The organism is Nostoc sp. (genome assembly GCF_036919595.1).
In the GTDB taxonomy this organism is placed as follows: Bacteria; Cyanobacteriota; Cyanobacteriia; order Cyanobacteriales; family Nostocaceae; genus Nostoc.
Map to the genome: position 1 here is coordinate 1 of NZ_JBALCO010000061.1, position 11,305 is coordinate 11,305.

The 11,305-nt window shown below is 39.0% G+C and carries 8 protein-coding genes and 2 pseudogenes; 5 read left to right on the forward strand and 5 right to left on the reverse strand.

The window, feature by feature from the left end:
* Positions 1–26 precede the first annotated feature (26 nt).
* From V7K21_RS07700 to V7K21_RS07710, 3 genes are all read right to left on the reverse strand, one after another.
* On the reverse strand, positions 27–680 hold the full coding sequence (locus V7K21_RS07700; protein ID WP_335173017.1) for a hypothetical protein: 654 nt from the start codon (positions 678–680) through the stop codon (positions 27–29).
* Positions 681–845: 165 nt separating this feature from the next.
* Positions 846–1,133, reverse strand: a complete 288-nt coding sequence (locus V7K21_RS07705; protein WP_335173019.1) for a hypothetical protein — start codon at positions 1,131–1,133, stop codon at positions 846–848.
* A gap of 70 nt (positions 1,134–1,203) precedes the next feature.
* Positions 1,204–5,637, reverse strand: coding sequence for a hypothetical protein (locus V7K21_RS07710; protein ID WP_335173021.1), 4,434 nt, complete (start codon positions 5,635–5,637; stop codon positions 1,204–1,206).
* Between the two features lie 465 nt (positions 5,638–6,102).
* On the opposite strand from V7K21_RS07710, the pseudogene V7K21_RS07715 reads away from it, so the two are divergent.
* Positions 6,103–6,282 (forward strand): annotated as a pseudogene (locus V7K21_RS07715) (IS5/IS1182 family transposase); the annotation flags it as partial.
* 189 nt (positions 6,283–6,471) lie between these two features.
* Here the strand turns inward: V7K21_RS07715 and V7K21_RS07720 are convergent.
* Together V7K21_RS07720 and V7K21_RS07725 are read right to left on the reverse strand one after the other, a co-directional pair.
* Positions 6,472–6,765 (reverse strand): annotated as a pseudogene (locus V7K21_RS07720) (IS4 family transposase); the annotation flags it as partial.
* Positions 6,766–7,601: 836 nt separating this feature from the next.
* Positions 7,602–8,165 carry an ISAs1 family transposase gene (locus V7K21_RS07725; protein WP_335173023.1) on the reverse strand — a complete coding sequence of 188 codons (564 nt, stop codon included), beginning with the start codon at positions 8,163–8,165 and terminating at the stop codon, positions 7,602–7,604.
* Between the two features lie 170 nt (positions 8,166–8,335).
* Between V7K21_RS07725 and V7K21_RS07730 the strand changes: the two genes are divergently transcribed.
* The 4 genes from V7K21_RS07730 (at position 8,336) to V7K21_RS07745 (ending at position 10,962) form a co-directional block, all read left to right on the forward strand.
* Positions 8,336–8,545: a DUF1348 family protein gene (locus V7K21_RS07730; RefSeq protein WP_335173025.1), complete on the forward strand. Its 210-nt coding sequence runs from the start codon at positions 8,336–8,338 to the stop codon at positions 8,543–8,545.
* Positions 8,509–9,621, forward strand: a complete 1,113-nt coding sequence (locus tag V7K21_RS07735) for an IS630 family transposase (protein ID WP_335173027.1) — start codon at positions 8,509–8,511, stop codon at positions 9,619–9,621. The genes V7K21_RS07730 and V7K21_RS07735 overlap by 37 nt, the downstream gene beginning before the upstream one ends.
* Positions 9,622–9,801: 180 nt before the next feature.
* A complete protein-coding gene (locus tag V7K21_RS07740; protein ID WP_335173029.1) occupies positions 9,802–10,746 on the forward strand; it encodes a leucine-rich repeat domain-containing protein in 945 nt (314 codons plus the stop codon).
* Positions 10,747–10,779: 33 nt separating this feature from the next.
* A complete protein-coding gene (locus V7K21_RS07745; RefSeq protein ID WP_335173031.1) occupies positions 10,780–10,962 on the forward strand; it encodes a hypothetical protein in 183 nt (60 codons plus the stop codon).
* Positions 10,963–11,305: the final 343 nt, after the last annotated feature.

Below are 11,305 nucleotides of genomic sequence, written 5' to 3' on the forward strand. Positions count from 1 at the left end.
TTCTTGATCTGGTGATGATTGTTGCGTCATGTTTCATATTCTACGACGCACTTACTTACTTTTTTCTCCCTGCCCCGGTTTTCTGAGCGGATACTAACAGTTTTTGTAAGATCCTGAACAAACTTAGAGCCAAAACTATCTCCAACAGTTTGAGGTAGCAAAAGATATTGACGATCAAATGGTTCTTGCACATACATTCCAGCTTTTGGACTACTCAAAAGTTCTAATCTTTTGCGCCCAAGTTGATCCAAGGTTACTTGCGTTGTTCCTTTAGTACCCCGAACTGATAACCGATGGTTATTACCAAATTGGTAATCAGGAAGTGCAAATATTTTTTGTGAAACCTGTTCGGGTAGGGTGGCAACTTTAAGCGTAATGTTGCCAAACTTAATCTCTCGAAGGTACTTTTTAACGAGTTGATAAATTGCAAAATAACGGATTTCAGGTTTCAAAATGGTATGTGAATGATATTTCTGGACAACAGGATCTGCTGTGTCATAGACCAAATAACATAACCTAGCGATCGCTGCCCGGTCTTGATTCTGATTATTGAAGTAATGAATCACACCTGCATTTTGAGATATAGATGCCAAGTCTTCTGGAATTGGCTTACGAGAATGTTTTATTATGTAGTCAAGTAAAGAAATCAAATTATTCCCGTCTGGAATCCTTTCTTCCATTGCATTCAAGTCCGAAAGCTCACTCAATTGAATTTCATACCATTGATGGCCGTAATGGTAAATGCAGTGCTTTGCTTTGTACTGTTGAAATGATTGCTCTGTTAAGTAAGTAGGTAAGGGATATTGGCTAATAAACTTATGTTGCACGTCAACACAAAGTCCAATTTACCCATATTCGGTAAAAAATGGACGGACTGAAAATCCTCGAAACATTGAGATCGCACCAAATTTTTGATACGGAACCTTCTCAAAAAAAGGTTTCCCCGCACTAAGTTGCCAAAGTTGTGCATTCTCAAACAAGTAAGATTGCACCATGAAATGGAGAAAACGCCGACAAATTTCATCATTTTGTGGGGTGCGGAGTGAGTAATCCAGAGTTAAAGTAGTACCTATTGATTTGAAATACACAACTCCTCGGATGACTTGAAAACGCTCTGGTGGCTCTGGTGCCAATACGGTTCGGATAAGATCCCCCTGCCTTGGGGTCAAACAATTCCCCCCATTGAAGTCAATTTACTAGAGCTCATTGAGATAAGGGATTGTGGGTATGTGAGTTAAAGTGATTACCAGTAAAACTCATATATATGGTTGCGTGTGAGGGTCTATTGTGTAAAGGACTAATAGTCTCTTCCACTCCGCCCTGTTCATGGTAAATGACAATGGTCAAACCTAATGCCGTGGCGACAAGTCCAGGGTGGTAGTCTTGAGTCCACTGCCCTTCACCTAAATTATCTATTTCTTGAGTTATTGCGTTGTCGTCAGGGATTTGACCTAGTACATCTTGTAGGATGTGAGTATTCTCTAGTAATTCATGTATAACCCTTTCACGAATTGTTGCTTGATCAGCTTGTGTGGAACGGATGTTATACATAGCTTCATAGACAGCATGAAAAAAACAATTGCCATCTCCAACAGTCTGATTGATGAATCGACCATTGACATCTTTTTTTAATCTGGTTGGCAGTGCACCGCTCTGATGTGCTTTTACCCGCTTCACTACACTAGTAAAAGTTTCTTCATCAAGGTCGGAATCTGAATCTGCATTTTGGTCATAAGTTGGCTTTCCGGAACGGGGGAGCCCCATTACAAATTCCGAATCATGGGGACGCTGAGCGTAGGAGGTAGCCAGTAGTTCTGCGGTGTCACTTATCTCAGTACTGCTCATTTCAGAAATGTCATTTTTGCCCTTTAAACTGGCTTTCAGTTGTTGGCTAAGTCCTGCATTTGTCAGCCATAGTGGTCCATGGAAATGTCCGATTTCAATTTCCTGACTATTGAGATGCAAATAACAACCCAAGCAAGGATATTTAGTGCCGCTGGGAGCATCCCAATCGCTTTTGTTCCATTTTTTCCCGCTTACAATTCGTATTTCGGCATGAATTCCATGTTGACTAGGCGAACTTTGCGGAACCAATACGTCTGCATCAAGTTCCAGGTGAAGCGGCAATCGCTCGTACAATTTCAGAGCGTGCCGAATATCTCTGTTGTTCATTGCATCTTCGCGTGACATTGCCTCTATGTTCTGATTTATGAGCGATTTCGCTGCTAAATTTTGGAGATCACTAGCCATCTTAATCGAATTCCTGCAGTATGCGTTAATTTTGTTGTAATTACTGGATAAGGCTATGCTTGTACGATCATGTTTTATTGATCCCTGAAACTCCGCTCCTCTTGGCCAATTAGCCAGTGCCAGCGTAGAGGCATATGTTGATAGCCTCTGAGATCCGCTTGTTTGCTGAGAGTCATAGTCCAGAGAGCGTGCAGAATCATCTGTTACTATAAAACCAACCTGGCGTCCCTTTTTTTTTGAACCAAGATTTGGATTCTGATCAAGCAAAGGTTTTGCCAGCGCCTGACTCTGCTTTAATAGTTCATTGTTCTTTTGAGTTCTGGCTTCTTCGTAAGGTTCAAGTAATAACTTAATATTTGCAAGACCTGATTTTGATTTAGATTGATCTAATATACTATTCAGCTTCTGTTTATCTTCTGACGCAATTATTTTATATGTAGCATTCTCAGTATTCCTAGAGAAATTTTCTTGATCCATTAGAGCATCAAGTTCTATTCGGGTTATTGGTTGCTTCCCTCGCCCCAGGTTTTTCCCAAGTTCTTTTCTAACACCTACTAAATAAGTTTGACTATCTTCCTGCCCCTCAGTAAATATACTATCTTTGTAATATTTCAAAAAATTCTCAAGTTCTAATCGAGGTTTATCTAATATACTTTTCAGCTTCTGTTTATTTTCTGGCGCAATTTCTGTATCTGTATCTTTCTCAGTATCCTCAGAGAAACCTGTTTTACCTATTAAAGCATTAAGTTCTTCTCGGGTTATTGGTTGAGTCCCTCGCCCCAGCTTTTTCCCAAGTTTTTTTCTAACACCAAGTAAATAAGTTTTATTATCTTTCTGCTCTTCATTCTCAGCATCTTTCTTAGCTCTGTAATCTTTAAAAAGATTCTTAAGTTCTGGCTTAGATTTAGTTAATAAATCTTTCAGCTTCTCTTTATCGTCTGGCGCAATTTCTTTATACTTATCTTTCTCAGTATTCTCAGAAAAACCTGTTTTACCTATTAGAGCATCAAGTTCTTCTCCGTCTATTCGTTGATGGCTTCGCTCCAGCGTTTCCCCAAGTTTTTTTCTGATACCTCGTAGATAAGTTATATTATCTTCCGGCTCCTCAGTAAATTTATTAGCTTCGTAATCTTTAAAAAGATTCTCAAGTTCTTGCTGAGATTTAGTTAATAAATCTTTCAGCTTCTCTTGATCTTCTAGCTGAATTGTTCTAATTTGACCCGTCTCAATATTTACAGACCATTCGGTCTTGCCAAGTAAAGTATCAAGCTCTAATTGGGTTATTGGTTCATTGTTTTGCCCCAGCGTTTTCCCAAGTTTTTTTCTAACATCTACTAAATAAGTTTTATTCCCTTCCTGATCTTGAACAGATAGTTTAAAGAGTTTCTTAAATTCTAATGGAGATTTAGCTAATAAATTATCCAGCTTCTCTTGATATTCTGGCTGAATTATTTTATAACCCATCTCAATACCTACAGACCATTCGCTTTTACCAAGTAGAGTATCAAGCTCTAATTGGGTTATTGGTTCATTGTTTCGCCCCAGCTTTTGCCCAAGTTCTTTTCTAACACGTACTAAATAAGTTTTATTACCTTTCTGCTCTTTAATATTCAAGAGTTTCTTAAGTTCTGATGGAGATTTAGTTAATAAATCTTTCAGCTTCTGTTTATCTTCTAGCGCCATTTTTTTATGCTTACCAGTCTCAATCAGCAGGGAAAAGACATTTTTATCCATTAAAGTATCAAGTTCTAATCGGTTTATTGGTTCATTTCCTCGCCCTAGCCTTTTTCCAAGTTTTTTTCTAGTATTTTCTACAATAGTTTTATTAAGTTTCTGCTCCTCAGTAAATTTATTAGCTTTGCAATCTTTCAAAAGATTCTCAAGTTGTGTTTTAGATTTAGTTAATAAATCTTCCAGCTTCTCTCGATATTCTGGCTTAATTTCTTGAATCTGACCCGTCCCAATATTTGCAGACCAGTTGACTCTACCAAGTAGATCATCAAGCTCTTTTAAAGCTATTAATTTATTTTTTCGCTCCAGTTTTGCTCCAAGTTTTTCTCTGATACCTTGTATATAAGTTTTATTCCCTTCCTGCTTTTCACTAAGTTTATTAAGTCCGAAATCTTTCAAAAGATTCTCAAGTTGTGGCTTAGATTTAGTTAATAAATCTTTCAGCTTATCTTGATCTGCGGGCTTAATTGCTTTAGTTGCACCCGTCTCAACTCCCATAGCCCACGCGGAGTCTCTACCTATTAAAAAACTAAGCTCTGCTTGGGCTATTGATTTATTTTTTCTCTCCAGTTTTTCTCCAAGTGTTTCTCTGATACCTTGTAGATAAGTTCTATTATCTTCCTGCTTTTTAGTAGGTTTATTAACTTCAGAACTTTTTAAGATTTCCTCAAGTTCTGTTCGAGATTTTTTTAATAAATTATCCACCTTTTCTCGATCTTCTGGAAGAATTGCTTTAGTATAATAAATGTTCAAAAATTTTGTAGCCCATCTGATTTCACCTATTAGACTATTAAGCTCTACTTGACTTATTGGTTTATTTTTTCGCCCCAGTTTTTCTCCAAGTTTTTTTCTAATACCTTGCAAATAAGTTTTATTATCTTCCTGCTCTTGATTGGATTGCTTTATTTTTTTATGAGGTTTTTCCTCATTACCTGTTATCTTGCGTTTTTTAGTCTTTGAGGATAAATCTGGTTCCTCACTATCAATATCCATTTTTTCTTCTTGTTCTTGCTCAACACGCTGTACGACTTGGGAACTGACGTTGGAAACAGACCCTTCAAGTTGTATACCTGGGTTAGATTCTCCTTGACGAAAAAACAGATCTAAATCTGGTCCAGCCGTCATTCCATTTCCGCTGTCCTCTTGTCGTTGCAGAATCATTTGAGTATGCGACATTATCTGCCCCTTTGTACCCATTGCTGCTCGTTTGAGCAAATTCGTTTTTGGTGTCGGTATTTCTGGTTGATGCTTTGGTGATCGTTGCAATAATATGTTATCTTTCATGCGTTGGCTCGCACTCTTATATTGGTTCCTCATATCCGTGTTTGCACCTGGCGTCGGCATATGAAGACGCTGTACCACTTGAGGTACTAGGGCATCTGCTTCCTGCTCATATTTATCCCCTGATTGCCCAATTCTCAACTTTGCCTGAACTAGATTTTTTGGTGCTGCCGTTAAACCAGAGATTTCTAACAAATTCGTTTTTCTTTGAACTAATCCCTCTGTCTGTTCTTGCTGTCGATGAGCAATTGGTGATGTCGTCTGTTTACTAATGGGAGCGAAAGGTCTTGATGTCAACTGAGGTGTTGCATTTGGGGTTTGGGCATTTTCCCAACCTGTTTTTGGATTTTTAGAGAGTGTAATGTGACTCTTCATTTGCCTAATTCTCAATTTACTTAGTTAGTAAATTTACTTGTATAACTACCCAGCTACTCAGTGCAAACGCACGTGATTCATAAAACCCTTGCTGGGCATGGATCTTAATGGAAAAATAAGCTAAATTAAAAAACCTAGAATCAGAGCCTCAATTTATCTAATTAACCTACTAAAGTAATATTAAGATGTGATTAATTTTAAATTAATCACAGTTCTAATTTTTTAGTATTTTCACGCAGATAGGGCATTCACACATCATTATATAAAAAGCGGCGTTGCATAAATGCGGGATGAATCAGATAAACACGAGTATTTCCTTATACTTTAAATCTGGACTTTAGACTAAGAAGCACAAAATGACTCAAGGACAGTAGACCTCCTGCATGAATAGTGAGACAGTGTGCCAGCTGGCGATCGCAGATAGGACAATAAAGACACTGGTAGCATAGTAGTGGAGGAGAAACAATGGCATATAGCGAGCTAGAAACACTTTCAGAAGGGGAGTTCAAACGCTTATGTGGAGTGAGCCGTAAAACCTTTGGGTTAATGGTTGATATAGTTAAAGCTGATGCTCAAAAGAAGAAGAAACCAGGTCGCCGTCCTAAATTAATTATTGAAGACCAAGTTTTAATGGTTCTTCAATATTGGAGCGGAGCCAATACGGTTCGGTTAAGCTCTAAGCGGTATTAAGTATAGAAAAAGTGAGTGTTTCTAATTTAGCTCTTTGCCCTCTATGTAGTGGTTTCTTGGAAGGGAATTTGGCTCTAGTTTTTTTGACTACACGCGGATTACTTCTACCTTCGGGTTCTGGAATCTGCTCATCCAAAATTTCTTTTACAAGCCAGGTGAAAAAAAAGGAAATTCTTCTGTTTGGAGTCGCTGAAATTTGGGAATAGCGCGACGGACAATATTCAGTGTGCCAGTAAAACTTAAACGTAAAGGGGAGATATGGGCAGATTCGGCAACTTGGAACATGAGTGAACGCACAGCCCAATCTCCAAGCAACCAGCCATAAATTTCCTGAACAACTTCACGGGGATTGAGAGAACGAATCAAAGTTTTGCGCCCTAAAAGATGGACTTTGAGTTCATCAATGGTACTTTCCACTTGCCAACGACGATGATATTCCAATACGGTTCGGATAAGCATTTTTCACAATCGAGTGTGGTCTGGGGAAAGGTTAAGGGGTAAAGGGTAAAGGATGTATTCAAAACCTTTCCCCTTTTCCCTTTCCCCTTTAACCGAACCGTATTGGATGATATTCCGTTGCCAATAATAAAGCGGGAAACAAGACAATACACCTCACCAGAAACTATTAAAAAAGGTTTTTCATCATATTCGATAATTGTGACAGGATGTTTTAATAGATAACTTAATCGATGAACTAATATCTGCTGATTTTGGTAGTATTCAGCATGGCGCTTAAGCAGGGCTATTTCATTCTAAAAAGCCGCTTGAGTGTGTCTAATCCAAAAGAACATAAACGTTGAGCTTGCGCCATATTGTTGAACATGTTATCCCGGTATAAATTTAGTGAAAAGTTCCGAGCGAGTGCAAATATCTGGATCGCAGGGGTAGTACGAATTCTGGATGCATCTTCACCTTGGGTAACATCACGGACGTAGTGGACTTTATTTTCAACACCCCAATATCCTCTAATCCGTTCAGCTATTTCTTGAGCAGTTTCACTTAAAGACGAAATCTAATAACGGGTTTCATTAGTTACTTCAATAACATTGTGTGTGAAAACCCTCAAAGGTCTGATTTGACTTGAATCAAAGTGGTAAGTCCGGGTCATGGACGAATACCATCAAGATTTTGACAAATACGTTTTTCGACTCGACCATGCCCTTTATTTATCTGCTGATAAGTCGATTCGGCTAGAAAGTTCTTTTTAACATCTTTAAACAAACCCGATTGATTACCTTTTAAAGCACCGATATAATTATTCCTACTTTCTATAATCAACTTGCAAGTTTTTTTTGGGTATTAATAGCATCAAATGCAAAAACAACTCCCTTGAGAGCAAGTTTTTCAATCAATTCTGGTAAAGCTTTAATTTCGTTGCTTTTGGCATCAACCTCACAAGGTTCCAAAATCAATCCACGCTCTACAAGATAGGCGCTGACCAACATAATTGCTGGATGAGAATCAGAATTTGGATTATCATTTTCAACTTGATATGAGCGCTTGAGGACTTTACCATCCATCGCTACAGTTTCCCCAGGGACTGGTTTGATGTCAAAGAAATTTGCGAGGCATACGGAATACTGTTCATAATTTATGTGTAATAAAGTACGACGTACTGTACTGTAAGAAGGGAGCCTATTTTTTGTGGGTTTAAAAAGGTCAATCAACTGCTCACGATAACTTAGAATCCAATCTCCAATTGCTAAAAATCCTTTATTGCCTGCGGCGATCGCCAATGTGAACAGTGCTAGGCATAATGGAAGATTATGTCGCTGTCCAGCGCGGCGACGGGGGTCTTTTATATCTACAAAGGCTTTTATAATTTCGATTTCAGACACAGTAGTAGACGCAATATCCTAGTATTTGTGCTGCATTCTACCATATTGTCTCTACATTTAGAATGAAATAGCCCTGTTGAGCGGCGGCTTCCGCCGCTCTGGCTTAAGGCAACACAAATGACAACAATTTGAGACAGACACTAAGAAGTTTTTGCAACAGAACCCATACTATGAACAACCCCGAAAATCCTCGACTACCCCTGCCGCCTTTCGATAATGAATCCGCTATCCAAAAAGTCCGAATCGCAGAGGATGCTTGGAACACACGTAACGCTGAACTAGTAAGCTGCTGTACCTTTAATTTGCATAAAATGGAAATTGGAGAAATACTGAATCAATTCCCATGCCAGCAAAAGGTTTTCTCACACCAGGTCAACTAGAGAATCTGCAAAAAACTGTCAGAGAAAGCGATGACAAGCATTTGCGTGAACGAGTACTCATACTGTTGTTAATGAATGATGGCAAGACTTACCAAGAAATCAGTGATTTTTTGGGTTGCAGCTATCGAAGCGTAGCATATTGGTGCGTTCACGCAGACCCAGATAATCTAGAAAGTTTAAAAGATAAGCGAGAGCAAGGGAATCATCGTAAAGTTACAGATGTATATATAGAGCTACTGTTGTCAGTGATTGAAAAAGAACCATCAGAATTTGGATATGAATTCGGAAGATGGACGGGTGAACGATTAGCGACATATATGGCAGAACAAACTGGAATTGAATTAACAGGCAAGCAAGTAAGGAGGATATTAGAACAAAAAAAGTACGCTTACCTCTGGGCAAAATACACCCTGGAAGACAGACAAGACTCGAAAAAGAGGGAAGCGTTTAAAGAAAAGTTAAGAGGATACTTAGAAGCGTCAAAAGCTAACCCAGATAAGCTCCAAATCTGGTTTTGGGATGAAAGTGGTTTCAGCCTGAGAGTAATTAGGCGTAGAATCTGGGTGAAAAAAGGTAGTCGAAAAAAAGTAACTGGTCAACGTAGTAGAGGTAAAGTAAATGTCATGGGAGGTGTTCGATATCACGATAAAAAAAGAACGTGTTTTTTTATTGATAAAGGAAACTCAGTAAGTTTTTATGAGCAAATCAAAAATTTATATGCATCTATCAAAAATGAATGGATTAGTCAAGGAAACTTAGGAGATACTTTCATTACCTCTGGGATGAAAATACTGCTCATACTAGATAACGCCAGTTATCACAAAAAGAAAGATATTATAGAAAAAATAGAACAAAAAATGCCAAATATACAACTTTATTTTTTACCTCCCTATAGTCCCGATTTTAATTTGGCTGAATTAGTTTGGCACTCAGCCAAAGAATACATAGTACACCGCTTATTTAAATCTGTTCCAGATTTGCAAAATTTATTAGATAGATTGCTTAATGATGGTGAGTTAATTATTAAATGGGATAGAAAGATTAAGAATAAAGGTAATGCTGTTATTGCAACTTAAATGTCCAACAGCTTACCATGACTGCGGGAGTGGGTATTAAAGCTGTAGCCCTTATTCTACACAGCTTAAAGCTTTTCTTAGTGCCATTCAGTACTTGATCAAGGGCTAGGCAAAGTAGATCGTTACTCCTGGTAGTATATGAATGAATTTTATTGTCAGCATTATTTAGAGGTTCAATCCATGAGTGATTCCCAAAAGCACATTGCCCTTATTGATCGCGCCTACACCGAAAACTGGGAAGCGCTTAACCTATTGGGGAAGGAACTCACAGAAGTCCCACCAGAAATTGGGCGGTTGACCCAATTGAAAATGCTTGACCTCTCTTTCAACCCAATTCAAGTGATTCCAGAGGCGATCACACAACTCACTAATCTCACAACGCTTCGCGTCAATAGTTGCGATATCAAAATTGTGCCGGATGCGATCGCACAACTTACCAATCTCACAGAACTTTCCCTCTCTGACAACCAAATCGCCGTTGTACCGGATGCAATTGCACAACTCACTAATCTCACGACGCTTCGCCTCTTTGAAAATCAAATCGCCATTGTACCGGATGCAATTGCCCAACTCACCAATCTCACAGAGCTTGTCCTCTATGCCAATCAAATCGCCGTTGTGCCGGATGCGATCGCACAACTCACTAATCTCACAAAGCTCGACCTCTGTAGCAACCAAATCGCCTTTATGCCGGACGCGATCGCACAACTCACTAATCTCACAACGCTTTACCTCTGTAGCAACCAAATCGCCGTTGTGCCGGATGCGATCGCACAACTCACTAATCTCACAGAGCTTGTCCTCTCTTATAATCAAATTGCAGTTGTGCCGGACACGATCTTACAACTCATCCATCTCACAAGACTCGACCTCAGTAACAACCAAATCGCAATTGTGCCGGATGCAATTGCACAACTTACCCATCTCACAAGACTCGACCTCAATAACAACCAAATCGCAATTGTGCCGGATGTGATCGCACAACTCACTAATCTCACAAAGCTTGTCTTAAAAAATAACCCTATTCAAAATCTGCCGCCTGAAATTATTCGTAAAGGCTGGGGTAAGTATGAATGGCAAGACGGTGAACCCCAGGTAATTTTCGCCCATCTTAAACCTATTTAAATATGTTGCGAAACGCCCCTTGAACGAATTAGAATGTCGCTGAATAGTTCTTGTCCGAAGCGCAAAACTGGCTGGGTGAAGGCAATGACCTGGAAACCGAAAAACGAGGAAGGTTCAGTGCGATCGCAATTAGTAAGGAAAGTAAAAACAATCCACCATAACCCCACCATCCCCATTAAAACCATTCAGGGAAGAAAAGTCCTGCTGGTTCCATAAATAGCCAGATCACACCAAATATAAAAGTTACAGGAAGTTTATCAGGCGATGTTGATTTCTCAACAAACCGAAACTGAAAAACTGGTTGAGTCGAGGGGGAGTGTCATCTCCCGCCCCTCTCATTTAATTAGAGTCGATGCTCCTGTTACGAAGGGAGCAATGCGATTTTGTGAGGTGCTTAAAATTCGGGTACTAAATCACCTATTTAGGGGCGTGAGTATCAATGGAACAGAAAACCGGGATAAGAAAAAAAATCTCGGAAAATTAACTAATCAACCATGTATATACATGATAAAATGGCATGACCATGTATATACATAGACAGATGGATAAGTATTCAGGG